Origin of the sequence: Streptomyces sp. A0592 (assembly GCF_004795115.1) — a bacterium.
Classification (GTDB): Bacteria; Actinomycetota; Actinomycetes; order Streptomycetales; family Streptomycetaceae; genus Streptomyces; species Streptomyces erythrochromogenes.
Genome location: NZ_SSBM01000008.1, coordinates 248,184 through 274,126, shown reverse-complemented (window position 1 = coordinate 274,126; position 25,943 = coordinate 248,184). Strand labels below are relative to the sequence as shown.

The window sequence follows — 25,943 nt, the reverse complement described above, 5'->3', positions numbered from 1 at the left end:
TTCAACCGGCTCAAGCAGTGGCGCGGCATCGCGACCAGGTACGACAAGACCGCCCAGTCCTACCAAGCAGCCGTCACCCTCGCGTCGCTCCTGATGTGGGCGTGACACTTTGACGACAACTCCTAGCGGCGGGTGCGGACCCGGTTCAGGAGTTCCGACGCCGGGTGCGGGCCCGTGGGCTCGGGGTGGCGGGGCAGCCGGTGCGGCATGGAGCCGTACCAGGTGCGCGAGACCGTGTAGCCGAAGGCCAGGCAGATCATGCCGCCCACGGCGTCGAGCCAGAAGTGGTTGGCGGTGGCCACGATGACGACGAGGGTCGCCGTCGGGTAGAGCAGGCCCAGGATCCGGGCCCAGGGGGCCGAGGCGACCGCGAAGATCGTCAGCCCGCACCAGAGCGACCACCCTATGTGCATGGACGGCATCGCGGCGTACTGGTTCGACATCTGCTTGAGGTTCCCCGAGGCCATGGAGCCCCAGGTGTGGTGGACCAGCACGGTGTCGATGAAGTCCTGCCCGTTCATCAGCCGGGGCGGCGCGAGCGGGTAGAAGTAGTAGCCGACGAGGGCCACGCCGGTGGTCGCGAAGAGGACCAGGCGCGTGGCGGCGTACCGGCCGGGATGGAACCGGTAGATCCACACCAGCACGCCGATCGTCACGACGAAATGCAGCGTGGCGTAGTAATAGTTCATGCCCACGATCAGCCACGTCACGGAGTTGACCGCGTGGTTGACCGACTGCTCGACGGCGATGCCGAGGGTCTGCTCGACCTCCCAGATCCAGTCGGCGTTCGCGAGGGCGATCGACTTCTGCTCGGGCACGGCGTTGCGGATCAGCGAGTAGGTCCAGTAGCTGACCGCGATCAGCAGGATCTCGAACCAGATCCGCGGCCGGCGCGGGGCGCGCAGCCGGGACAGCAGGGTGCGGTCGGAACCCGGGCGGGTCTCGGTCTCGACCACTACGGGTGAGGAGACGTCCGTCCGGGTTTCCAGTGTCTTCACGCTCGATTCACCCATGGGGAGAGAGTCTGCCAGATGAGCTCTCGCCTCCGATCATCCCTCGGGACGGTCTTCGGCGCAGCCGCTCCGCCTCAAGTACGACTCGGGGTGCGCCGCTGTCCGGGTCCCGAGGCCGTGGAACCGCGCACGACCAGTTCCGGCAGGAAGACGAATTCGCTGTGGGGGGCCGGCGTACCGCCGATCTCCTCCAGCAGGGTCCGCACCGCCGCCTGCCCCATCGCCTGCACGGGCTGGCGGATCGTGGTCAGCGGCGGGTCGGTGAAGGCTATGAGCGGGGAGTCGTCGAAGCCGACGACCGAGACGTCCTGCGGCACCCGCAGGCCCTGCTGGCGGGCAGCCCGGATCGCACCGAGCGCCATCATGTCGCTCGCGCACACCACGGCCGTGCAGCCGCGTGAGATCAGTGCGGACGCGGCGGCCTGGCCGCCCTCCAGGGAGTAGAGGGAGTGCTGGATCAGTTCCTCGATCTCGGCGTCGCCGAGTCCGAGCCGTTCCTTCATCCCGATCCGGAAACCCTCGATCTTGCGCAGGACCGGTACGAACCGCTTCGGTCCGACCGCGAGGCCGATGCGGGTGTGCCCGAGGGCGGTGAGGTGGGTGACGGCGAGCTGCATCGCGGCGCGGTCGTCGGGGGAGACGAAGGGGGCCTGGACCTTGTCGGAGAAGCCGTTGATGAGGACGTAGGGGACGCCCTGGCCGCGGAGTTGGTCATACCGGCCCATATCGGCCGTGGTGTCGGCATGCAGGCCGGAGACGAAGATGATCCCGGAGACCCCGCGGTCGACGAGCATCTCGGTCAGCTCGTCCTCGGTGGAACCGCCGGGGGTCTGCGTGGCCAGCACCGGCGTGTACCCCTGGCGCGTCAGGGCTTGGCCGATGACCTGGGCGAGCGCCGGGAAGATGGGGTTGTCCAGCTCGGGCGTGATCAGTCCGACGAGGCCGGCGCTGCGCTGGCGCAGCCGTACGGGGCGCTCGTAGCCGAGGACGTCGAGCGCGGCCAGCACGGATTCGCGGGTGCCCGCGGCCACACCGGGCTTGCCGTTGAGCACGCGGCTGACTGTGGCTTCGCTGACCCCCGCCTGGGCTGCGATGTCGGCTAGCCGTGCGGTCACGGGATTGGACTCTACCGGTCGCCGGTTCACGTAGGAACCTGAGTGCGCGGAGTGGGACGTCCGGGTTTGCGTGCGGTTCCCCGTGCGGGCCCCGGTGCCGTCCCCCGTGCCGTCCCCGGTGCCGTCACAGGGCCCACCACGTGCACGAGTCCGCGGGGAGGCGGACCGTACGGCCGTCGGTCTCCACCGGTGCGCTGGAGAGTACGGGGCGGCCGGGCGCGGGGAGTTCGACGGGGTCGGGGCGGGTGTTGAGGGTGCAGGCGAAGCCGGGGCGGGTGAAGAGGAGGACGCCGTCGGGGGCGGGCAGCCAGCGCATCCCGCGGGGGTCGGGGGACGGGCCGGCCTCGGGCGCACCGAGGCCGGGCATCGCCCGGCGCAGCTCCAGGGCGGCGCGGTAGAGCTCCAGCGTGGAGTGCGGGTCGCCGGTCTGGGCGGCGACGCTGAGCCCGGCCCAGGCCGGGGGCTGCGGGAGCCAGCTGCCGGCCGGCCCGAACCCGTACGGGGGCTCCGCCCCGCCCCAGGGCATCGGCACGCGGCAACCGTCGCGCAGCCCGTCCTGCCCCTCCGCCTCCGGCGCGGTCAGCAGCTCGGCCCCGGGTCCGGCCCCGGCTTCGGCCTGCGGCCGGGCGGGCCCGTCCGCCTGAGGCGGGACGGGCGGCACGGCCTCCGGCGCGATGGGCGCTGCGGCTTCGCCGGGCCGGGGGGAGATCAGGCCGGGGTTCGCGGGGGGCTGCGGCCGGGGGCCGCGGCGGAAGGCCGGGTCCTGGCGGGATTCCGGGGGGAGGTCCGTGACCTCGGGGAGGCCGAGTTCCTCGCCCTGGTAGAGGTAGGCAGAGCCAGGGAGGGACAGCATCAGCATGGCCGCGGCCCGGGCACGGGCCAGGCCCTGTGCGCCGCCGCCGTAGCGGGTGACGTGGCGGACCACGTCGTGGTTCGACAGGACCCAGGTGGTGGGGGCGCCCACGCCCGTGGTGGCGGACAGGGACTCGTCGATCACCTTCCGCATCGCCTCCGGATCCCACGGGCACACCAGGAAGCGGAAGTTGAACGCCTGGTGGAGCTCGTCCGGGCGGACGTACAGGGCGAGCCGCTCGGAGGAGGGGGCCCAGGCCTCGGCGACGCCGATGCGCCGGCCCTCGTAGGAGTCCAGGAGGCGCCGCCACGCGCGGTGGATCTCGTGGACCCCGTCCTGGTCGAAGAAGGGCAGCGGCTCCGTGCCGATGAGCGTGGCCTGGGCGCCGCGGCCGATGTCCGGCAGGCCGTCCGCCTTGACCATGCCGTGTGCGACGTCGATGCGGAAGCCGTCCACGCCCAGGTCGAGCCAGAAGCGGAGGACCGAGTCGAACTCCGCCGAGACCTCCGGGTGGGTCCAGTCGAGGTCCGGCTGTTCCGGGGCGAAGAGGTGCAGGTACCACTCGCCGTCCGCGACCCGGGTCCAGGCCGGGCCGCCGAAGATCGACTCCCAGTCGTTCGGCGGCAGGCTCCCGTCCGCGCCCCGCCCGCGGCGGAAGAGGTAGCGCTCCCGGGCCCCCGGCTCCCCGGCGAGCGCGGCCCGGAACCACGGGTGCTGCTCGGAGGTGTGGTTCGGCACCACGTCCACGATCACCCGCAGCGCCAGCTCGTGGGCGGCCCGGACGAGCTCTTCGGCGTCGGCGAGGTCGCCGAAGAGCGGGTCGACGGCCCGGTAGTCGGCGACGTCGTAGCCGCCGTCCGCCTGCGGGGAGACGTAGAAGGGGGTGAGCCAGACGGCGTCGACCCCGAGGCGGGCGAGGTGGGGGAGGCGGGAGCGGACGCCGCGCAGATCGCCGATCCCGTCGCCGTCACTGTCGGCGAAGGAGCGTACGTACACCTGGTAGATGACGGCATCGCGCCACCAGTCACCGCTCGCGGTCGTCGCGTTGCTGTAAGCGCTTGCAAGGCCGACGGCCGTCGACTCGTGGGTCATATCGGGGTCAACGCCGCGACATGCCCCCTGGTTGCGGGCCCGGGCAGTCGAAGAGCATTCGAACTAACAGCAAGCTGCGGCAACCGTACGGACACACGGATGTAACGATCGCCTCCGCTTGCAGAAAGTTTGCGCAAGGCCTTTCGGTCCTCTTTCAGTCTTGTTACGTTCCTGGCAACTCGGGACCGCGAGGGCGCGGCCGGGATCATCGAAGGAGTTCATATGCGGCGTGGCATAGCGGCCACCGCGCTGGTCGCGGCCCTGGCGCTCGCGGCGACGGCTTGCGGCGGTGACGACAAGGGCGACGGCGGGACCGACGCCGGCGGCGAGCTTTCCGGCACGGTCACGTGGTGGGACACCGCGAACGACGCCGAGAAGGCCAGCTTCCAGAAGATCGCCGAGGCGTTCACTGCGAAGCACCCGAAGGTGACCGTCAAGTACGTCAACGTTCCGTACGGCGACGCGCAGAACAAGGTCAAGAACGCCTTCAGCAGCGGTTCCGACGCTCCTGACGTGATCCGTGCCGACGTCGGCTGGGTCGCGGACTTCGCCTCCCTCGGCTACCTCGACGAGGTCCCGGCGGACATGGCGAAGAAGGTCGACAGCGAGTTCCTGCCGCAGGCCGCGGCCAGCGGCAAGTACGAGGGCAAGACCTACGCCGTACCGCAGGTCATCGACACCCTCGGCCTCTTCTACAACAAGAAGATGCTCGCCGACGCCGGCGTCCAGCCCCCCAAGACGCTGGCCGAGCTGAAGACCGCCGCCGAGGCGATCAAGGCGAAGACCGGCAAGGCCGCCCTCTACCTGCGCGGCGACGACTCCTACTGGTTCCTCCCGCTGATCTACGGCGAGGGCGGCGACCTCGTCGACGCGAAGAACAAGACGGTCACCGTCGACAACGAGGCGGGCGTCAAGGCCTTCAAGACCGCCCGCGACCTGGTCACCTCGGGTGCGGCGATCACCAACGCCACCGACGGCTACGCCAACATGCAGACGGCCTTCAAGACCGGCGAGGCCGCCATGATGATCAACGGTCCGTGGGCCGTCGCCGACACCTACGCCGGCGACCAGTTCAAGGACAAGGCCAACCTCGGCATCGCCGCCGTCCCGGCCGGCTCGGCCAAGGCCGGTGCCCCGCAGGGCGGCCACGACCTCGGCGTCTACGCCGGCTCGAAGAACCGCGCCGCCGCGCACGCCTTCGTCGAGTACATGACCTCGCAGGAGGTCCAGGTCCAGTCCGCCAAGGAGCTGAGCCTGCTGCCGACCCGTACCGCCGCCTACGAGCAGCCGGACGTCAAGAGCAGCGAGATGGTCGCGTTCTTCAAGCCGGCCGTGGACAAGGCCGTCGAGCGCGCCTGGATCCCGGAGAACGGCTCCCTCTTCGAGCCGCTCAAGGTCGAATACACCAAGGCGATCACCGGGGCGTCGAGCCCGGAGGACGCGGCCAAGGCGGCCGGCATCGAGTTCCGCAAGATCCTCAAGGGCTGGAAGTAACGAAACGATGGCTGCTGACACCAGCCAGTCTGTGGTGAAGGCCGCGGACGACGGAGTCGGGAACGACTCCGCCGTCCGCGGCCGGAGCCGCTGGACTGACAGCGGGAACACAGGGAACACCCGGAACACCCGGAACGCAGGTGGCCTGAGGCGCGCCCTCGCCACCCACTGGTACGCCTGGGCCATGGTCGCCCCGGTGGTGCTCGTCCTCGGCGTGATCATCGGCTGGCCGCTGGTGCGCGGCGTCTACCTGTCGCTGACCGACGCCAACGAGCGCAACGTCGCCCGCGACATCGGCGCCCGCCACATCGACGCCACGTACGAGTTCATCGGACTCGACAACTACACGGCGGTGCTCGGCGACCCGGTGTTCCTGCAGCGGCTGGTGTGGACGGTGGTCTGGACCGTCGCGTGCGTGTCCATCACGTTCGTGCTCGGACTGACCCTCGCCAACATGCTGAACCGGCAGTTCCGGGGCCGCGCCGCCTACCGGATGGCGCTCATCCTGCCCTGGGCCGTGCCCGGCTTCGTCTCCGTCTTCGCCTGGCGGTTCCTCTTCAACCGCGACAACGGCATCCTCAACAAGGTCCTCGACGGCGGCGGCATCGCCGCCGTGCCGTGGCTCGACGACCCGACCTGGGCCAAGTTCTCGGTCATCGCCGTCAACGTCTGGCTGGGCATCCCCTTCATGATGGTCGCGCTCCTCGGAGGCCTGCAGTCCATCCCCGGCGAGCTCTACGAGGCCGCCGAGATGGACGGCGCGAGCGCCTGGCAGCGCTTCCGCCACATCACGATGCCCGGGCTGCGCACGGTCAGCATGACGGTGATCCTGCTCTCCACCATCTGGACCTTCAACATGTTCCCGGTGATCTTCCTGCTCACACGGGGCGGACCGGGAGACTCCACCGAGATCCTGGTGACCCAGGCCTTCCGGGAGGCCTTCATCACGAGCCCGCGCGACTTCGCCGTCTCCGCGACGTGGGGCGTACTGATCCTCCTGCTGCTCATGATCTTCGCGCTGGTCTACCGGCGCTCGCTGCGCAAGCAGGGAGAGGTGTGGTGACCATGACCACGACCCGCACGCGGACCCGGGGCAGCCGCACCCCCTTCGCCTCCTTCGGCCTGCACGCGACCCTCGTCGTCGCGTCCGTCATCGCCGTCTTCCCGGTCCTGTGGATCCTGCTGACCTCGCTCAAGCCCGCGCAGCACGCGATCACCACGGACTTCGTCAAGGAACCCACGCTCAGCAACTACACGTACCTGCTGGAGTCGAGCCACTTCCTCGACTGGTTCCTCAACTCCGTCCTGGTCGCCGGCGTCACCACCGTCCTCGGTGTCTTCATCGCCGCCACCACCGGATACGCGGTCAGCCGGTTCAAGTTCCCCGGCATGAAGCCGCTCATGTGGACCCTGCTCATCACGCAGATGTTCCCCATGGCCATCCTGATCGTCCCGCTCTACAACCTGATGGGACAGCTCGGGCTGCTCAACCAGCCCGTCGGCCTGATCATCACCTACCTCACCATCGCCGTGCCGTTCTGCGCATGGATGATGAAGGGCTTCTTCGACACCATCCCGGTCGAGATCGACGAATCCGGCCGCGTCGACGGACTCAACCCCTTCGGCACCTTCTGGCGGCTGATCCTCCCGCTCGCCAAGCCCGGCCTCGCCGTCACCGGCTTCTACGCCTTCATCACCGCCTGGGGCGAGGTCGCGTACGCCTCCGCCTTCATGGTCGGCGACGAGAACCTGACCCTGGCCGGCGGCCTCCAGACCTTCGTCACCCAGTACACCTCCAACTGGGGTGCGATGAGCGCCGCCTCGGTCCTCATCGCCATCCCCGCGGCGATCTTCTTCGTTTTCGCCCAGCGTCACCTCGTCGCCGGGATGACGGCAGGCGCCACCAAGGGCTGACCACCCGAGCCTGCCGTTCCCCTTCCGGCCCGATCTCTCCAAGGACGACATGACCCAGCACCTCGCCGACGCACTTCCCACCACCACCGGCACCACGCCCGGCTGGTGGAGAGACGCGGTGATCTACCAGGTCTATCCGCGCAGCTTCGCCGACTCCAACGGGGACGGCATGGGGGACCTCGAAGGCATCCGCAGCCGCCTGCCCTACCTCAAGGAGCTGGGCGTCGACGCCGTCTGGCTCAGCCCCTTCTACGCCTCCCCGCAGGCCGACGCCGGCTACGACGTCGCCGACTACCGGGCCATCGACCCCATGTTCGGCACCCTGCACGACGCCGACGCCGTGATCCGCGAAGCCCACGCACTCGGCCTGCGCATCATCGTCGACCTCGTCCCGAACCACTGCTCCGACCAGCACGAATGGTTCAAGCAGGCGCTGCGCGAAGGCCCCGGTTCCCGGCTGCGGGAGCGCTTCCACTTCCGTCCCGGCAAGGGCGAGGACGGCGAACTGCCGCCCAACGACTGGGAGTCGATCTTCGGCGGCCCGGCCTGGACCCGGGTCGCGGACGGCGAGTGGTACCTGCACCTCTTCGCGCCCGAGCAGCCCGACTTCAACTGGGACCACCCGGCCGTCCAGGACGAGTTCCGCTCCATCCTGCGCTTCTGGCTCGACCTCGGCGCCGACGGCTTCCGCGTCGACGTCGCCCATGGCCTGGTCAAGGCCCCCGGCCTGCCCGACCTCGGCGCCAGGGACCAGCTCAAGCTGCTCGGCAACGACGTCATGCCCTTCTTCGACCAGGACGGCGTCCACGAGATATACCGCTCCTGGCGCCGGATCCTCGACGAGTACGAGGGCAACCGCGTCCTGGTCGCCGAGGCCTGGACCCCCACCGTCGAGCGCACCGCCCGCTACGTCCGCCCCGACGAGATGCAGCAGGCGTTCAACTTCCAGTACCTGACCAGCGACTGGGAGGCGACCGCGCTCCGCGAGGTCATCGACGGCTCGCTCGCCGCGATGCGCCCCGTCGGCGCCCCCACCACCTGGGTGCTGTCCAACCACGACGTCACCCGGCACGCCACCCGCTTCGCCAACCCCGCCGGCCTCGGCACCCAGCTGCGCGAGCCCGGAGACCGCGAGCTCGGTCTGCGGCGTGCCCGCGCGGCGAGCCTGCTGATGCTGGCGCTGCCCGGTTCGGCGTACGTCTACCAGGGCGAGGAGCTCGGCCTGCCCGACGTCACCGACCTGCCGGACGAGGTCCGCCAGGACCCGTCGTTCTTCCGCGCGGCGGGGCAGGACGGCTTCCGCGACGGCTGCCGGGTCCCCATCCCGTGGTCGGGCACCGAGGCCCCGTACGGCTTCGGCACCGGCGGCAGCTGGCTCCCGCAGCCCGACTCCTGGGCCGAGCTGAGCGTGGAGGCGCAGTCCGGTGACCCGTCCTCCACCCTGGAGCTGTACCGGGCCGCCCTGCGGCTGCGCCGCGAGCACCCGGACCTGGGCGCGGGCGAGTCCGTGGACTGGCAGGAGGCACCGGAGGGCGTGCTGGTCTTCCGGCGCGGGGACTTCCTGTGCACCGCCAACACCACGGGTGCGGCCGTACGGCTCCCCGTCACCGGCGAGGTGCTGCTGTCCAGCGGTGCGACGGTCGAGGACACGGTCGCGGGCGGCCTGCTGCCGGCCGACACCACGGTGTGGTGGCAGGTGACGGCGGGGTGACCTCCCCCCTCCGGCTGACGGACATCGCCGCGCAGGCCCAGGTCAGCGAGGCGACGGTCAGCCGTGTGCTCAACGGCAAGGCAGGCGTCGCGGCCGGCACCCGGCACAAGGTGCTGGCCGCGATGGACCTGCTCGGCTACGAGCGGCCCGTGCGGCTCAAGCGCCGCAGCAACGGCCTCGTCGGCCTGCTGATCCCGGAGCTCACCAACCCGATCTTCCCGGCGTTCGCGCAGGTCATCGAGCAGGCCCTGGCCGGGCACGGCTACACGCCGGTGCTGTGCACGCAGACACCCGGCGGGGCCACCGAGGACGAGCTGGTCGAGCAGCTGGAGGAGCGGGGGGTCACCGGCATCGTCTTCCTGTCCGGGCTGCACGCCGACGCCCACGCCGATCCGGCCCGCTACCAGCGCCTCGCCTCCCGCGGGCTGCCGTTCGTGATGATCAACGGCTTCAACGAGCACGTGAACGCCCCCTTCATCTCCCCGGACGACCGCGCGGCCGCCGAAATGGCCGTACGGCACCTGCAGGACCTCGGGCACGAACGGATCGGGCTGGCCATCGGGCCGACCCGCTACGTGCCCTCGGCCCGCAAGGAGCAGGGCTTCCGGGCCGTCGTGCCGGACGCGGAGGCCGAAGGGCGGATCCAGCGCACCCTTTTCACGGTCGAGGGCGGCCATGCCGCGGGCGGCGCCCTCCTCGACCGCGGCTGCACGGGCATCGTGTGCGGCAGCGACCCGATGGCGCTCGGGGTGATAAGGGCCGTGCGCGAGCGGGGCCTGCGGGTACCGCAGGACGTGTCGGTGGTCGGCTTCGACGACTCCCCGCTGATCGCGTTCACGGACCCGCCGCTCACGACCGTCCGCCAGCCGGTACGGGCGATGGCGACGGCGGCGGTGGGCGCCCTCCTGGAGGCCGTGTCCGGAACCCCGGTCCAGCGCACGGAGTACGTCTTCCAGCCGGAGCTGGTGGTGCGGGGGTCTACGGGGCAGGTGCCGTAGGGGCGGGGCGGGGTTCCAGCCCCCTCGGCCCCCCCACGCCGGGCTGGTGGTTGCCCACCCGCCTCGCCGGCCGTGGCCCGCTCGACCGGAAGCGCGAGGCGGCGGGCACGGTGAGGTCGCGGGGGTCTCGGCGGGGCGGGATGGGCAGCACGCGGGGTGGTGTGGGGGTGCGGTGCCTCAGCGGGGCGGGACCGGTAGCGCGCGGGGTGGTGTGGGGGCGGGGTCTGAGCGGGGCGGTATCAGGGTTGTGCTGGGGGTTTCCCGTCCGTCCTATCGTCTTCCGTGTCGGGCCGGTCCCTCAAGGGCGCTCCTTTGTCGCGTCGCTTCGCGATGTCGCTGCGCTCCACCCTTGACCGCCCGTCCCGCCCCGGAAAATCGAGGACAGCCGGGAAGCCCCCAGAAGAACGGGCCGGGGGAGAGGCGGAGAGACGGGCACATCAGCGATGCGCGGGGCGGTCGGGGGAACGCCGCAGATCGCTACACGGCCCTGCCGGACGGCGTCCGCGGGCCCCTTGGGCTGGACATAAACCGCCATCGATCGCTACCGGCTTCTCGATCACGCGACTGCAGACCGCCTGGGGCTGGTCATAAGCCGCAGACGCTCTGATGCGCCCGCCTTGGACGGCGTCTGCGGGCAGTTTGGGGGGGAGGAAAGGCGTCAGATGACGGCTGAGGCGATGCCCATCCAGGTCTGGGAGGGCAGGGACCCCAAAGGGGCTTCCATTTGCACCAATTGCCCTTTTTTGGGCGTGTGGTTGTGACCTTGCTTTGGTCTTGATGGGGGTTGGCATCGGCTGGGCCGATGGATGGGCTCTCCGTCCCTCGAATCTGCCTTTCCCAGCCCCGAACGAGGGGCGGACGCCGTCTCGGAGAAGCACGTGACGATCGATGGCAGCTTATGTCCAGCCCAGGAGGCCTGCAGGCGCCGTCTCGGAGACGCGTGTAGCGATCGATGGCGGCTTATGCCCAGCCACAGAGGCCTGCGGACGCCGTCGGGCAGGACCGTGTAGCGATCTGGGGCGCGCGGGCTCTGCCCGGGCCTCTCCGACGCCCCGATGGTGTCTTGTCCCCCGGCCCGTTCTTCTGGGGGCTTCCCGGCTGTCCTCGATTTTCCGGGGCGGGACGGGCGGTCAAGGGTGGAGCGCAGCGACATCGCGAAGCGACGCGAGGAACGAGCGCCCTTGAGGGACCGGCACGACACGGAAGACGATAGGACGGACGGGAAACCCCCAGCACAACTCTGATGCCGCCCCACTCGGACCCCGCTCCCGTGCCACCCCCGCCGCGCCTCCTGTGTTGTGCTCGCAAGCCCGCCCCCCTGCTATGGCTGTGCCTCTTGTGCCGCCTGGCGTGGACCCCGCGTTGCTGCTGCCGTCGCGCCTCTTGTGCCGTCCGGCGCAGGCTCCCCGTGTCACCACCGCCCGCGCCTCTTGCGCCGTCCGGCGCGGCCACGCGTCGCTGCTGCCGGCCCGTGAACTCGCCCTGCTCGGGGCCGAGTCCAGGGGGGCGGGTGCGAGGACACGCCTCGGAAACAATTCTGCAATCTCTTGCGCAAAGTCTTGCAGGGCTCCTACCTGGCACCTACGGTCGCTCCAATCCCCACGTCTTCCGCCAGGAGGCCCCCGCATGCCTGCCAGAGCTGTCAGAGCTGCAACTCTTTTCACCGCCACCGCACTTGCCGCCGCCACGCTCACCGCCATCGCACCGCAGGCCGCCGCCACGCCCCCCGGCGAGAAGGACGTGACCGCCGTCCTCTTCGAGTGGCGCTTCGCCTCGGTCGCCAAGGCCTGCACCGATTCCCTCGGACCCGCCGGGTACGGGTACGTGCAGGTCTCGCCCCCGCAGGAGCACGTGCAGGGCAGCCAGTGGTGGACCTCGTACCAGCCCGTCAGCTACAAGATCGCCGGTCGGCTCGGTGACCGGGCCGCCTTCCAGGCGATGGTCGGCGCCTGTCACGCCGCGGGCGTGAAGGTCGTCGTCGACTCCGTCATCAACCACATGGCGGGCCCGGCGGACGCGGGTGCGACTCTGACGGGAACGGGTGGGTCTTCGTACACGAAGTACACCTACCCGGGGGTCTATTCGGGCGCCGACATGGACGACTGCCGGGCGACGATCTCCAACTACCAGGACCGCGGCAACGTCCAGAACTGCGAGCTCGTCCAGCTCGCGGACCTGGACACGGGCGAGGACTACGTGCGCGGCCGGATCGCCGGCTACCTCAACGACCTGCTCTCGCTGGGCGTCGACGGCTTCCGCATCGACGCCGCCAAGCACATGCCCGCCGCCGACCTCGCCAACATCAAGTCCCGGCTGACGAACCCCTCGGTCTACTGGAAGCAGGAGGCGATATACGGGGCCGGGGAGGCCGTCTCGCCGAGCGAGTACCTCGGCAACGGCGACGTGCAGGAGTTCCGCTACGCCCGCGACCTCAAGCGCGTCTTCCAGAGCGAGAACCTCGCCCATCTGAAGAACTTCGGTGAGGCGTGGGGCTACATGCCCTCCGCGCAGAGCGGCGTCTTCGTCGACAACCACGACACCGAGCGGGTCGGCGACACGCTCACCTACAAGGACGGCTCCGCCTACACCCTGGCCAGTGTGTTCGCGCTGGCCTGGCCGTACGGGTCCCCGGACGTGCACTCCGGCTACGAGTGGACCGACAAGGACGCCGGCCCGCCGAACGGCGGCACGGTCAACGCCTGTTACTCGGACGGATGGAAGTGCCAGCACGCCTGGCGGGAGATCTCCTCCATGGTCGGCTTCCGGAACGCGGCGCGCGGTCAGGGCGTCGTGAACTGGTGGGACGACGGCGGCGACCGGATCGCCTTCGGGCGCGGCTCCAAGGCCTACGTCGCGATCAACCACGAGGGCTCCTCCCTGACCCGGACCTTCCAGACCTCGCTCCCGGCCGGTGACTACTGCGACGTGCAGAGCGGGCGCACCGTGAGTGTCGGCTCCGGCGGCCAGTTCACCGCCACGCTCGGCGCCGGGACCGCCCTCGCCCTGCACGTGAACGCCCGTACCTGCTCGGGCACCCCGGCGGGATCCGGCGGGGCGGCCTTCGCCGTGAACGCCACCACCGTGCCGGGACAGAACATCTACGTCACCGGTGACCGCGCCGAACTCGGCAACTGGAACACCGGCGGCGCGCTGAAGCTCGACCCGGCGGCCTACCCCGTCTGGAAGCTCGACGTCTCCCTCCCGGCCGGCACGTCCTTCGCGTACAAGTACATCCGCAAGGACGCCTCCGGGAACGTCACCTGGGAGAGCGGCGCCAACCGTACGGCCACCGTCCCCGCGAGCGGCAAGGTCACGCTGAGCGACACCTGGCGCAGCTGAGCCGCTGCCCGCCCCACCGACCAGGGCCGCCCGGCACCACCTTCCCCGCCCCCCGCCGGGCGACCCTCATCCATGCGACACGTACACAAGGAGACCCGCCTTGATACGCCCTGCCGCAGGAGTGCTCGCCGCCGCGCTGGCCGTGACGCTCCTGCCCGCCCTCCCCGCCGCGGCCGCCGAGGCCAAGGCGCCCGCGCCGCCCTCGGACGCGAAACTGGCCGCCGAACCGGCCCGCAACGACCTGACCCGCGAGCAGTTCTACTTCGTGCTCCCGGACCGGTTCGCGAACGGTGATCCGGGCAACGACCGGGGCGGGCTGACCGGCTCCCGCCTGGAGACCGGCCTGGACCCCACCGACAAGGGCTTCTACCAGGGCGGCGACCTCAAGGGGCTCACCGACCGGCTCGACTACATCAAGGGACTCGGCACCACGGCCATCTGGATGGCGCCGATCTTCAAGAACCAGCCGGTGCAGGGCAAGGGCAACGACGTCTCCGCCGGCTATCACGGCTACTGGATCACCGACTTCACCCAGGTCGACCCGCACTTCGGCACGAACGCGGACCTGGAGCGGCTGATCGACAAGGCGCACGCGAAGGGGATGAAGGTCTTCTTCGACGTCATCACCAACCACACCGCCGATGTCGTGGACTACCGGGAGGCCTCCTACTCGTACCTGTCGAAGGGGGCGTTCCCCTATCTGACGAAGGACGGGGTGCCGTTCGACGACAAGGACTACGCCGACGGGAAGGGGAAGTTCCCGAAGGTGGACGGGGAGTCCTTCCCGAGGACCCCGTTCGTGCCGGACGCGAAGAAGAACCTGAAGGTGCCGGGTTGGCTCAACGACCCGACGATGTACCACAACCGGGGTGACTCCACCTTCGCCGGCGAGTCCTCCGAGCAGGGCGACTTCTTCGGCCTGGACGACCTGTGGACCGAGCGTCCCGAGGTCGTCAGCGGGATGGAGAAGATCTACGAGAAGTGGGTCAAGGACTTCCGGATCGACGGCTTCCGCATCGACACGGTCAAGCACGTCAACACGGAGTTCTGGACGCAGTGGGCGACGGCCCTCGACGCCTACGCGGCCAAGCGCGGACGCGACGACTTCTTCATGTTCGGCGAGGTCTACTCCGCCGACACCGCCGTCACCTCCCCCTACGTGACGCGCGGCAAGCTCGACGCGACCCTCGACTTCCCGCTCCAGGACGCGATCCGCGCGTACGCCTCCCAGGGCGCGGCGGCCTCCCGGCTTGGCTCCGTCCTCGCCGACGACTACCGCTACACCTCCGGCAAGGCCAACGCCTACGAGCAGGTGACCTTCCTCGGCAACCACGACATGGGCCGCTTCGGGACCTTCCTGAAGCAGGACCGGCCGGGCGCCACCGAGCAGGAGCTGCTGGGCCGCTACCGGCTCGCCAACGAGCTGATGTTCTTCTCCCGCGGCAACCCGGTCGTCTACTCCGGTGACGAGCAGGGCTACACCGGCGCGGGCGGCGACAAGGACGCGCGCCAGCCGCTGTTCGCGTCGAAGACCACCGACTACCTGGACGACGACCAGCTCGGCACGGCGCGCACGCACGCGAGCGACGCCTACGATCCGGAGCACCCTCTCTACAAGGAGATCAGTGCTCTCTCGAAGCTGACCAAGGCCCACCCGGCACTGCGCGACGGCATCCAGAGCGAACGATTCTCCGACGGCTCCGTGTACGCCTTCGCCCGCACCGACGCCCGCACCCGCACCGAGTACCTGGTCGCCGCCAACAACGCCGCCGAGTCCCGCACCGTGGAGATCGACGCCCCGGCCGGTACCCAGTACCGCACCCTGTACGGCGGCTCCGCGCTGATCCGCGCCTCCGCCGCGGGCAAGCTGACGGTCGTCGTCCCCGCCCTCGGCTCGGTGGTGCTGGGAGCCGTCGCCCCGCTCGCCAAGCCCACCGCCAAGCCCGCCCTGACCCTGAAGGCCCCGGCCCCCGGCGCCACCGGCACCGTCGAGCTGTCCGCGGACGTCAGTGGCGGCGGCCTGAACCGCGTGGTCTTCGCCGCCCAGACCGGCAACGAGAAGTGGCAGGTCCTCGGCTCCGCCGACCACGCCCCCTACAAGGTCACCCAGCACATCGACGCCAAGACCCCCGCCGGGACCGCCCTGCGCTACAAGGCGGTCGTCGTCGACTCCGCCGGCCGCACCGCGAGCGCCCTCGCCGGATCCGTCACCGGCCAGGCCCCGCCCGTCGAGGCGCCCACCGCCACCCAGCGCGACTACGCGGTCGTCCACTACAACCGCCCCGACGGCGACTACACCGACTGGCGGCTGTACGCCTGGGGCGACATCGCCGAGGGCGAGGCCACCCCGTGGCCGGCCGGCCACGCCTTCACCGGCCGCGACGCCTACGGCGCCTTCGCGTACGTCAAGCTCAAGCCCGGCGCCTCCTCCGTGAGCTACCTCGTCATCGACAAGGACGGCAACAAGGACGTCGCCGCCGACCGCACCATCGACGTGACGAAGACCGGCGAGGTCTGGCTGGAGCAGGGCAAGGAGCCCGCCCGCACCGACCGCCCCGCCTACCCGCCGCAGGACCAGGGCAAGGCCGTCCTGCACCACCAGCGCCCCGACGGGGCCTACGACGGCTGGGGCCTGCACGTCTGGACCGGGGCCGCGAACCCGACCGACTGGTCCAAGCCGATCCTCCCCTCCCGCACCGACTCCTACGGCGCGGTCTACGAGGTCCCGCTCGCCCCCGGTGCCACCAGCCTCAGCTACATCCTGCACAAGGGCGACGAGAAGGACCTGCCCACCGACCAGTCCCTCGACCTGAAGGCCACCGGCCACGAGGTGTGGATGCTCGGCGGCCAGGAGAAGTACCTCCTGCCCCAGCCCGCCGGCTCCTCCGCCGCCCTCGACCTCACCAAGTCCCAGGCCGTGTGGATCGACCGCGACACCGTCGCCTGGAACGCCCCCGCGGCCGCAGCCTCCGTCCAGCTCCTCGCCTCCCGCGAAGGCGCCGTCAAGGCCGAGAACGGCACCCTGACCGGCCCGGCCCAGTGGCTGCGCCTCGGCCGCTCCGAGCTGACCGCCGCCCAGAAGCAGAAGTTCCCGCACCTGGCCGCGTACGCCGCGTTCACCGTGGACCCGCGCGACCGGGACCGCGTACGGGAGGCCCTGCGCGGGCAGCTCGTCGCGAGCGCCCGCGCCGCGAACGGGGCCGTGCTCGCCGCGACCGGCGTGCAGCTCGCCGGCGTCCTCGACGACCTGTACGCGACGACCGCGGCCCTCGGCCCGGTCTTCAAGGACGGCCGCCCCACCCTCTCCGTCTGGGCCCCCACCGCCCAGCAGGTGTCCCTCGAACTCGACGGCCGCACCGTCGCCATGCGCCGCGACGACGCCACCGGCGTCTGGTCGGTGCGCGGCGAGCGCTCCTGGACCGGGAAGCCGTACCGCTTCGCGGTGACCGTGTGGGCCCCCAGTACCCGCCAGGTGGTCCGCAACCTCGTCACCGACCCCTACTCCACGGCCCTGACCGCCGACTCCACCCACAGCCTCGCCGTGGACCTCGCAGACCCCAAGCTGGCCCCGCCCGGCTGGAAGCAGCTGCGCAAGCCCGCGGCGGTCCCCTTCACCTCCGCGCAGATCCAGGAGCTGCACATCCGCGACTTCTCCGTCGCGGACCGCACCAGCGGCCACCCCGGCCAGTACCTGGCCTTCACCGACACCGCCTCGGCGGGCATGCGCCACCTGCGCGACCTGGCCGGCGCCGGAACCTCGTACGTCCACCTCCTGCCCGCCTTCGACATCGGCACCATCCCGGAGAAGGCCGCGGACCGCACCGAGCCCGCCTGCGACCTCACGGTGTACGCGCCGGACTCGCAGGAGCAGCAGGCGTGCGTCGCGGCGGCCGCCGCGAAGGACTCCTACAACTGGGGCTACGACCCGCTGCACTACACCGTCCCCGAGGGCAGCTACGCCAGCGACCCGAACGGCACCGCCCGCACCGTCGAGTTCCGCAGGATGGTCCAGTCCCTGAACGGGTCCGGACTGCGCACGGTGATGGACGTCGTCTACAACCACACGGTCGCCGCCGGGCAGTCCGACAAGTCGGTCCTCGACCGCATCGTCCCCAGCTACTACCAGCGCCTGCTGGCCGACGGCAGCGTCGCCACCTCCACCTGCTGCGCCAACACCGCACCCGAGAACGCCATGATGGGCCGCCTCGTCGTGGACTCCGTCGTCACCTGGGCGAAGGAGTACAAGGTCGACGGCTTCCGCTTCGACCTGATGGGCCACCACCCGAAGGCCAACATCCTGGCGGTCCGCGCCGCGCTGGACGCCCTGACGCCCGCCAAGGACGGCGTGGACGGCAAGAAGATCGTCCTCTACGGGGAGGGCTGGAACTTCGGCGAGATCGCCGACGACGCCCGCTTCGTCCAGGCCACGCAGAAGAACATGGCCGGGACCGGCATCGCCACCTTCTCCGACCGGGCGCGCGACGCCGTCCGCGGCGGCGGCCCCTTCGACGAGGACCCGCGCGTCCAGGGCTTCGCCTCGGGCCTGTTCACCGAGCCCAACGGCTCACCCGCCAACGGCACCCCGGCCGAGCAGAAGGCCCGCCTCCTGCACGCCCAGGACCTGATCAAGGTCGGCCTCTCCGGCAACCTCGCCTCGTACGCCTTCACCGACACCTCCGGGCGCCGCGTCAAGGGCTCCGAGGTGGACTACAACGGCTCCCCGGCCGGCTACGCGGCCGCCCCCGGCGACGCCCTCGCCTACGCGGACGCCCACGACAACGAGACCCTGGCCGACGCCCTGACCTTCAAGCTCCCGCCCGCCACCGCCAACCGCGACAAGGCCCGCATGCAGGTCCTGGCCATGGCGACGGCCACCCTCTCCCAGGGCCCGGCCCTCTCCCAGGCCGGCACCGACCTGCTGCGCTCCAAGTCCCTGGACCGCAACTCCTACGACAGCGGCGACTGGTTCAACGCCATCCAGTGGGACTGCCGCGCAGGCAACGGCTTCGGCCGCGGCCTGCCCCCGGCCGCCGACAACGCCCCGAAGTGGCTCTACGCGAAGCCCCTGCTGACCGGACCGGCGCCCACCTGCACCGACATCACCGCCACCGCGGCGGCCCACCGCGACCTGCTGAAGATCCGCACCACCGAGCCGGAGTTCGCCCTCGCCACGGCCGAGGCCGTCCAGTCCCGGCTGGGCTTCCCGCTCTCGGGCCGGGAGGAGACCCCGGGCGTGATCACCATGACCCTGGGCGACCTGGTGGTGGTCTTCAACGCCACCCCCACCGCGCAGCCCCAGCGCGTCACCGCCCTCGCCGGCACCGCCTACCGCCTGCACCCGGTGCAGGCGGCGGGCTCCGACGCCACGGTCAGGCAGTCCGCCTACGACGCAACGACAGGAGAGTTCACCGTCCCCGCCCGCACCGTCTCCGTCTTCACACGACGGTGAGCCGGTCGAGCCGCTTCTCCAGCAGGATCACTCCGTAGACCCTGCCGTCCTTCCCCCGCTTGTCGGGGAGCTCCCCGACCACCCGGTAGCCCGCGTCCACGTAGTACGCGAGCAGCCGGGGGTTGGTGGAGACGCAGTCCAGCCGCGCCCGCTCCCGTCCGGTCCTGGCCGTCCGCCGCTCGGCATGTTCGAGCAGGCGGCGGCCGGCGCCGGCGGGGGCGCTCTCGCGCGACACCATCAGCCGGTGCACGTAGCCCGCCACGGGCGGCTGGATCCCCCAGGCCTCCTCGTCGGACCACCACAACTCGTAGGCCCCGCAGACCCGGCCGTCGGCGTCGCCGGCGAGCCACACCTCTCCGTCGTGCATCTTCGACCGGAAGTGCGCGGCGTCCTTGTCGCCGGGCTTCCACTGCTCGATCCCGTGCTTCACCATCCAGCGGGCGGCCTCGTCGTACAGCCGCACCAGCGTCCCGGCGTCCTTCTCCACGGCCGGCCGGAACAAGATCCCGTCGTCAATGATCACGCGGGCATTATCGGTGATCGCAGCCGGTTGCGATCATGGGAGGGCGCGGTTTGCGCACCCGGTCACAAAGCGGGGGCCGCGTCGCCCGGAACGAGCCCCACCAGACGCCCGACCAGCTCCCCGAACGGCCCGTCGGCAGGCTCGTCGGCCAGGATCCGTACGAGGATCCCCGCCATCTCCGCGTCGTACGCGGCGCTCACCGCGGCCAGCGCCGCGAAGTCGTGCACCAGCTGCAGCTCCAGCTCGCCCCGCGGGATCCTGCGCCCGTCCAGCCAGATCAGCGCGGTGGACTCGGCGAGCGAGACCCAGGAGCGCACCACCAGCTCCAGCCGGGCCGGCACCTCGTCGAGCCCGATCCGCAGGTGCGTGAGGATCTGCTCGTACGCCGCCTGCCGGACCTCGTCGATCATCGCGTTGGCACGGCTGCTGCCGGCCGCGGGACCGCCCCGCATCAGGGCCGAGAAGCCCGGCCCGTGGTCGTCGACGAAGGCGAAGAACCGGCCCATCACCCGCAGCAGGCGCGCCCCGAGCGGCCCTTCGTGCGGCTCCACGAACCGCTGTGCCAACTCGTCGGCGGCCCGCCGCAGCGCCGCCTCGTACAGGCTGAGCTTGCCGGGGAAGTAGTGGTAGACCAGCGGCCGGGATATCCCCGCGGCCGCCGCGATCTCGTCGATCGACACATCGTCGGGGGAGCGGTGGCTGAACAGCTCCAGGGCAACCCCGATCAGCTGTTGCCGCCGCTCCTCGACACCCATCCTGCGCCGTACTCCGGTCGTCATGCGGACACCCTACTGGGGAGCGTTCACAGGTCCAGGGCGAGGCGGTCCCCCTTCGCGCGCGAGACGCAGAGCAGCATTGACTCCGCGCGCTCCTGGTCCGTGAGCAGGTCGTCCCCGTGGTCCACCTCGCCCGCGAGGACCCGGTGTTGGCAGGTCCCGCAGAATCCCTGCTCGCACGAGTACGGGGTGTCCGGCAGCTCCCGGCGCACCGCGGCGAGCGTGCTCTCCTGCGGGCCGACCTCGACGACCCGTCCCGAGCGGCGCAGTTCGACGGTGAAGGCCCGCGCCGGACCGGGCGCCGACGAGGGCGCGAAGCGCTCCAGGTGCACGGCCGCCGGGTCCTCGGCCGCCGCCGTCACGGCCTGCATCAGGGGCTCCGGGCCGCAGCAGTAGACCAGGGTGCCGGGCGCGGTGTGCGCGAGCGCGGCGAGGTCGGGCAGGCCCACCTCGTCCTCGGGGTGGACCGTGACCCGGTCCCCGTAGGGCGCGAGGTCGTCCAGGAAGGGCATCGAGTCGAGGGAGCGGCCCCCGTACAGGAGGGTCCAGTCGGCGCCCGCCGCGGTGGCGGCGCGGAGCATCGGCAGGATCGGTGTGATGCCGATGCCGCCCGCGACGAACGCGTACGACGGGGCCGGGAGCAGCTCGAAGCGGTTGCGCGGCGGCCGCAGTTCCAGCTCCGCGCCCTCGAAGAGCCGGGTGTGCGCCTCCCGGGAGCCGCCGCGGCCGTCCTCGACCAGCCGGATCGCGATCCGGTAGCGGCCCTCGTCCGCCGGGTCGCCGCACAGCGAGTACTGGCGGACCAGGCCCGAGGGCAGGGTGACGTCCACATGCGCGCCGGGCGTCCACGCGGGCAGCTCCGGGGATTCCAGGGTCAGTTCCAGCACGTCCTGCGCCGGCTGCGTCCGGGAGACGATCAGCGCGCGCAGCGCGCGGCGCGGGGAGTGGCCCGAGACGGGTACCTCCAGGGCCGGCAGCGGCCACAGCGGGGAGTCGCCGATACGGCGGTTCAGGGCCCGGCGGGCCGCCCAGGCCGCACCCGCGACCGCCGTTGCCGTGGTGACGGCGAGGGCGCGCCTCATGCCCGTACCCCGCCGTTCGCGCCGGGGGAGGAGGCCAGGTAGGCCACCGCCTGGGCCGTCGAGCCCTCCTGCGAGGGGTGGTACGTACGGGAGAGGTACTTCGGTATGGACTTCAGCATGGAGCCCGTCGAGGGGAGCACCCCCTGCTGTCCGGCCATGAAGAACTGCCCGAAGGAGGCCTTGCCGTCCACGAGGTGGGGGTCGTTCTCCATGAAGAAGCGGACCCCGCGCTGCCAGAGGAAGACCAGGGCGGAGAAGGCCGTCGCCCAGGTCCGGGCCCGGCGGCGGTATCCGCCGTCGACGTGCATGAAGAGGTCGAAGGCCACCGAGCGGTGCTCGACCTCCTCCGCGCCGTGCCAGCGCAGCAGGTCCAGCATGGTGGGGTCGGCGCCGCGCCGGTCGAGGGCGTCGGCGTTCAGTACCCAGTCGCCGAGGAACGCCGTGTAGTGCTCGATCGCCGCGATCATCGCGACGCGCTCCATCAGCCACCAGTGCCGGGCGCGGCCCGGCGGCAGGGTGCGGTCGCCGAGCAGCTTCTCGAACAGCCAGTCCACCTGGGCGGTGTAGGGCGTCGGGTCGAGGCCCAGGCGCTTCAGGTGCGGGAGGACGTCGTCGTGGGCGGCGGCGTGCATGGCCTCCTGGCCGATGAAGCCGACGACGTCCTCCCGCAGCCGCTCGTCCTCGATGTACGGGAGCGCCTGCTTGTAGACGTGCACGAACCACCGCTCCCCGGCGGGCAGCAGCAGGTGCAGCACGTTGATCATGTGCCCGGCGAAGGGTTCGCCGGGCAGCCAGTGGAGCGGGGTGTCCTCCCAGCCGAAGGACACGTTCCGGGGCCTGAGGTCCACGTGTTCCGACGCCACGGGGGCGGGCGCGAGCGGCGTATTAGACATGGCGTCAATGTACTGATGGGTACAGGGAGTGAGAAGACCCCTGCGCCGACTTCTCGCGCCTGCCGCGCCGTGGCGTCGTCCGGGGTGGCTAGCGTCCTGTGCTGCTGCTGGCCAGCGCCCACTCGCGGTTCAGGGAGCCGAGCGGGATCTTGCGCTCGAAGACGGGCGTGCCGAAGAGGGACAGCTGGAGCTGGAGGTTCCCGCTCAGGTCGAACCCGCCGTACAGCGCCCAGGCGCCGCTGACGGAGGCCTTGCCGTCGCTGGACGCGGTCGCCTTGACGTCGGCCTCGCCGCGCAGGTACGGGGCGAAGTCGCCGGTGACGCCCACGGCGCCGTAGAGGCCCACGGAGGCTTCGGCGCCGAGCGCGCCCTTGACCTTCCCGGCGGCGGTGACGGTCGCCTGGACCGGCGTGCTCTTCACGTTCGAGGAGCTGACCGGGGTCCAGCCCTTGCCGACGGCGTAGCTGCCGCCGACCTTGAAGTCGCCCTTGACGTCCTGCTGGACGTCAAGGGTGACCTTGCCGTCGGCCTCCACCTGGATGTAGCAGGTCAGGCCGAGGTTGACGACGACCGGAACCGGGCCGACCTGGATGACCGGGGAGCTGTGCAGCTTGGCGAAGGGGATCCGCTTGGGTGCCCCGGTGCTCGCGGCGGCGCGGCCCTGGAGCTTCCACTGAGAGGCCCAGTCGCCGCTCATCCCGAGGAAGGCGCCGCGCGGGCCGGAGCCGCCGCCCTGGGTGCCGTCGTACTGGAACTCGACCTGCGGGGCGAGCTGGACGAAGCCGGAGACGGAGGCGCCGGCCGAGGCGGGCGCGTCCGGGGCGGTGTCGACGGAGGCGTTGACGTCGAGCCGGAGGTTGCCGAGCGGCAGCTTGGCGCCCTCGGGGCCGAACTTCAGGCCGTCGCCCTTGGCCCAGGAGAAGGTGACGCCCTTCATCAGGGGCTCGACGACGACCGTCGAGGGGTCGACGGGGACCTTGCCGTCGGCCTTGTCGTCGTTGAGGACGGCGGCCAGCGTCGTGGAGGCGGTCTTGACCTCGGTGCCGCGGTCGGTCTTGCCGACGACCTCGGTGACCTTGGCGAGCAGGCCGTTGGGGGCGCCGGGGGCCGGGGCGCTGGCGATGACGTCGCCGGCGGCGACGGGCTTGTCGGCCTCGGGGGACTTGTCCGGGGACGGTGCCTGGGAGGGCCCCTTGGGCGGGGCCTTGGCTATGACGGCCCGTCCGGTCGCGGCGTCGTACGAGGCGACCTTCAGCGTGGACTTCTCGGTCCTGCCCTTCGAGCCGCCCCGGGCGACGGCCGCCGGGGTGGGCTCGCCCTGGGGCGCGGCAGCCACGTCCAGCTGCTGCGAGCCGCCGTCGGAGGACGGCGCGAGGGAGGCGGGGGCGGCCGGTTCGGCGGCGCCGGTGTGGGAGCTCGATCCGCAGCCGGTGGCCGCCGCGAGGCTGAGGGCGGTCAGGCCGGGGAGCAGGAGTCGTCGGGCGAGCATGCGCACGTGGTGTGACCTTCAAGCGGGTGAGGGGTGTGGGGGATTACCGATCGGTAACCGGAATCCGATCATGCCATGTGCGCACTACGGCCGTCATGTCCGGATCCCGCCAACTCCTCGACCGCGCTTGGTCGTTGAAAATTCACCCGCCTCCGTGACCCGGTCCGGTGCCCTCGTGAAGCGTCAGCGCAGGACGCCCGCCCTCGTGCCGTCCGTCAGGCGGCCCGACAGGTCGACCTGGGCGCCGGCCGGGGCCTTGACCGCCAGCCGGTTGCCGTTCGCCGAGCCGTTCACGCCGCCGCCCGAGACCGACAGCGAGGCGAACTGCGCGCTGCCCGCGGCCAGGACGTACCACTGGCCCGCCCGTGACTTCCACAGCACGCCCGCCAGCACCCGCGGCTCCCGGGGTCCGCACGCCGCGGCCCCTTCCGCGGCCGCCGCCTGGGCGGCCGCGGCCGAGCCCGGCGCCAGGAACTGGGCCTGCACGCGGTCCGCCGCGCCCTGCCAGGTCTCGGCCCGCGTGCACAGCCAGGTCGCCGTCCCGTCGCCCTCCGGCAGCGGCTGCTTGGCGTACGTCCAGGAGTTGACCGTACGGACCCCGTGCGAGCGCACCGACGGCAGCAGGCAGGCGATCCTCGCCCAGTCCGCGAGCTCCGCGGCCTCCGTCACGTTCCGCTCGGCCCCCGGTGCCCCCGAGGTGAGCCGGGCCGGGGTCAGCTCGCCCAGGTCGGTGATCAGCCGGGTGGCGCCGTCCCCGGACAGGGACAGGGCGTTCCAGCTGGTGCAGTCGCCCGTCGGAGCCGGTCCCGGCACCGGCGGGGTGACCCCGTCCTGCGTCGTCCTCAGCACCGCCGGCGGGCCGCCCGGCTTGAGCAGGTCCCGCAGGGCCACCCCCGTCACCCACGGCGCCGCCAGATAGCGGACGTTGCCGTCGACCCGGCTGACGACCAGCGCCGTCGCGGTGTCCGCCGAGGCGCCGTCGGTCCGGGCGAAGTCCAGGGCCGCGCCCGCGGAACCGGAGCGCGGTTCGGCGTAGCGGACCACGCGCAGGCCGTCGTAGAGCAGGACCACCACGGCCTGGTCGACCGCGCCCGCGAACAGCAGCTGCGCCGGTCCCATCGGCGGCCCGGACGGGGTCCCCGGGGTGGCCGAGACGACCACGGACGAGCCGGGGCGCGCCCAGACGGCCAGCGCCCGGCGCAGCAGCGCCGCGTCGTCCGCACGGTCCCCGCGGGCCGGCCAGGTGGAGAAGTCCGTACGGGAGGACGTGTGCCAGAGCGCGGGCGCGACCCGGACCAGCTTGGCCGGATCCAGGGCCTGTTCGGCCGCGGCGTTGCGCGCGTACGGCGGCGCGGCGGCCCCGTCCGAGCCCCAGCCCCCGCCGGGCAGCGCGAGCAGCGCCCCGCACACGGCGAGGGCGGCTCCCGCGGCCAGCGCGGCCCGCGTCAGGCGCCGCCGCCGCAGCAGGTCGGTGGGCCGGGCCTGGAGCACGCACGGGTCGAACTCGGGGGAGGTGAACAGCGCGTCGTTCGCCGGATCACCGGACTCTGCGACCGCGGCGGCCGGGTCCGGGACGCCGGCCTCGTCGAGGACCCGGAGCACCTCCGGCTCGGGCAGCCGCTCCAGGGCGCGCAGTACGCAGGCGGCCCGGCCGGGACCGTCCAGGGTGGCCAGCCACTGGTCGAGGGCGAGCTCCTCGGCTCCGCCCGACCGGGGGAACAGCCGCAGGCCCCACACCTGAGGCAGCGCCGGCGGGAGCTGCGCGCGCCGGGGCAGCGCCCGGAACGTCAGCGGGAGCCCCGCCTCCAGCGCCGCGCGGAGCACCCGCAGCCGGACGTACGCGTAGCCCGAGTCGTCCGGGCCGCCCCGCTGCCCCGGAACCCCGCCCTGCACGGCGGCGACGCCCGCCGCCGCGTCCCGCCGCCCGCGCGGCAGCGCCCGCTGGACCAGCGAGTGGGCGGTGAGCACCCGCCGGTTGCGGCCGAGGGTGGGGGGCAGCACCAGATAGGCGAGCCGCACCAGCCGCGGGTAGTGCTCGACGATGGCGGCCTCGGCCTGCTCGACGTCGGGCGGCACGGGAGCCACGGGAGGCTGGGGGCGGGTGGCGGTATCCGGCGCAGTCACGTTCAGCAGAACGAGCGAATCGTCGGATGGTCACCCCTCCCCGCCCCCGTCCCGCCTCTGTCCCGGGCCCCGTCCCCG

16 protein-coding genes and 1 pseudogene are annotated in these 25,943 nt (G+C 71.8%); 8 read left to right on the top strand and 9 right to left on the bottom strand.

Features of this window, described 5'->3' with window-relative positions:
* Positions 1-105: pseudogene (locus E6U81_RS15225) on the top strand (IS5/IS1182 family transposase); the annotation flags it as partial.
* 17 nt (positions 106-122) lie between these two features.
* Here the strand turns inward: E6U81_RS15225 and E6U81_RS15220 are convergent.
* The 3 genes from E6U81_RS15220 to E6U81_RS15210 form a co-directional block, all read right to left on the bottom strand.
* Complete coding sequence (locus E6U81_RS15220; protein WP_136230604.1) at positions 123-1,013, bottom strand: phosphatase PAP2 family protein; 891 nt, start codon at positions 1,011-1,013, stop codon at positions 123-125.
* Positions 1,014-1,087: 74 nt separating this feature from the next.
* Positions 1,088-2,128, bottom strand: coding sequence for a LacI family DNA-binding transcriptional regulator (locus tag E6U81_RS15215; protein ID WP_136230603.1), 1,041 nt, complete (start codon positions 2,126-2,128; stop codon positions 1,088-1,090).
* A 124-nt stretch (positions 2,129-2,252) separates the two neighbouring features.
* On the bottom strand, positions 2,253-4,073 hold the full coding sequence (locus tag E6U81_RS15210; protein WP_136230602.1) for a glycoside hydrolase family 13 protein: 1,821 nt from the start codon (positions 4,071-4,073) through the stop codon (positions 2,253-2,255).
* Between the two features lie 222 nt (positions 4,074-4,295).
* On the opposite strand from E6U81_RS15210, the gene E6U81_RS15205 reads away from it, so the two are divergent.
* The 7 genes from E6U81_RS15205 to pulA all read left to right on the top strand — a co-directional run bounded on the left by E6U81_RS15205 (position 4,296) and on the right by pulA (position 18,978).
* Complete coding sequence (locus tag E6U81_RS15205; RefSeq protein WP_136230601.1) at positions 4,296-5,567, top strand: extracellular solute-binding protein; 1,272 nt, start codon at positions 4,296-4,298, stop codon at positions 5,565-5,567.
* A gap of 7 nt (positions 5,568-5,574) precedes the next feature.
* Complete coding sequence (locus E6U81_RS15200) at positions 5,575-6,630, top strand: sugar ABC transporter permease (RefSeq protein WP_136230600.1); 1,056 nt, start codon at positions 5,575-5,577, stop codon at positions 6,628-6,630.
* A 2-nt stretch (positions 6,631-6,632) separates the two neighbouring features.
* Positions 6,633-7,481 carry a carbohydrate ABC transporter permease gene (locus E6U81_RS15195; protein ID WP_136230599.1) on the top strand — a complete coding sequence of 283 codons (849 nt, stop codon included), beginning with the start codon at positions 6,633-6,635 and terminating at the stop codon, positions 7,479-7,481.
* 49 nt (positions 7,482-7,530) lie between these two features.
* The gene (locus E6U81_RS15190; RefSeq protein WP_136230598.1) at positions 7,531-9,192 is read left to right on the top strand and encodes a glycoside hydrolase family 13 protein; all 1,662 of its coding nucleotides are present in this window, start codon (positions 7,531-7,533) and stop codon (positions 9,190-9,192) included.
* Positions 9,189-10,190, top strand: coding sequence for a LacI family DNA-binding transcriptional regulator (locus E6U81_RS15185; protein ID WP_240803817.1), 1,002 nt, complete (start codon positions 9,189-9,191; stop codon positions 10,188-10,190). The genes E6U81_RS15190 and E6U81_RS15185 overlap by 4 nt, the downstream gene beginning before the upstream one ends.
* 1,626 nt (positions 10,191-11,816) lie before the next feature.
* Positions 11,817-13,529, top strand: a complete 1,713-nt coding sequence (locus E6U81_RS15180; protein WP_136230596.1) for a carbohydrate-binding module family 20 domain-containing protein — start codon at positions 11,817-11,819, stop codon at positions 13,527-13,529.
* A gap of 100 nt (positions 13,530-13,629) precedes the next feature.
* Positions 13,630-18,978: a pullulanase-type alpha-1,6-glucosidase gene (gene pulA / locus E6U81_RS15175; RefSeq protein ID WP_136230595.1), complete on the top strand. Its 5,349-nt coding sequence runs from the start codon at positions 13,630-13,632 to the stop codon at positions 18,976-18,978.
* On the opposite strand, the gene E6U81_RS15170 is transcribed toward pulA, so the two are convergent.
* From E6U81_RS15170 to E6U81_RS15145, 6 genes are all read right to left on the bottom strand, one after another.
* Positions 18,965-19,501 (bottom strand): GNAT family N-acetyltransferase, encoded by a 537-nt coding sequence (locus tag E6U81_RS15170; RefSeq protein WP_136230594.1) that lies wholly within the window; start codon positions 19,499-19,501, stop codon positions 18,965-18,967. The two genes, pulA and E6U81_RS15170, sit on opposite strands and share 14 nt — an antisense overlap.
* A gap of 62 nt (positions 19,502-19,563) precedes the next feature.
* Positions 19,564-20,280, bottom strand: a complete 717-nt coding sequence (locus E6U81_RS15165) for a TetR/AcrR family transcriptional regulator (protein ID WP_136230593.1) — start codon at positions 20,278-20,280, stop codon at positions 19,564-19,566.
* Positions 20,281-20,303: 23 nt separating this feature from the next.
* Entirely contained in the window at positions 20,304-21,359 is a 1,056-nt protein-coding gene (locus E6U81_RS15160; RefSeq protein ID WP_136230592.1) for a PDR/VanB family oxidoreductase, read from the bottom strand.
* Positions 21,356-22,252, bottom strand: a complete 897-nt coding sequence (locus E6U81_RS15155; protein ID WP_136230591.1) for a metal-dependent hydrolase — start codon at positions 22,250-22,252, stop codon at positions 21,356-21,358. Before E6U81_RS15155 ends, E6U81_RS15160 begins: the two co-directional genes overlap by 4 nt.
* A gap of 88 nt (positions 22,253-22,340) precedes the next feature.
* Positions 22,341-23,747, bottom strand: a complete 1,407-nt coding sequence (locus tag E6U81_RS15150; RefSeq protein ID WP_206309933.1) for a hypothetical protein — start codon at positions 23,745-23,747, stop codon at positions 22,341-22,343.
* Positions 23,748-23,924: 177 nt separating this feature from the next.
* Positions 23,925-25,865 (bottom strand): hypothetical protein, encoded by a 1,941-nt coding sequence (locus tag E6U81_RS15145; protein ID WP_136230589.1) that lies wholly within the window; start codon positions 25,863-25,865, stop codon positions 23,925-23,927.
* Positions 25,866-25,943: the final 78 nt, after the last annotated feature.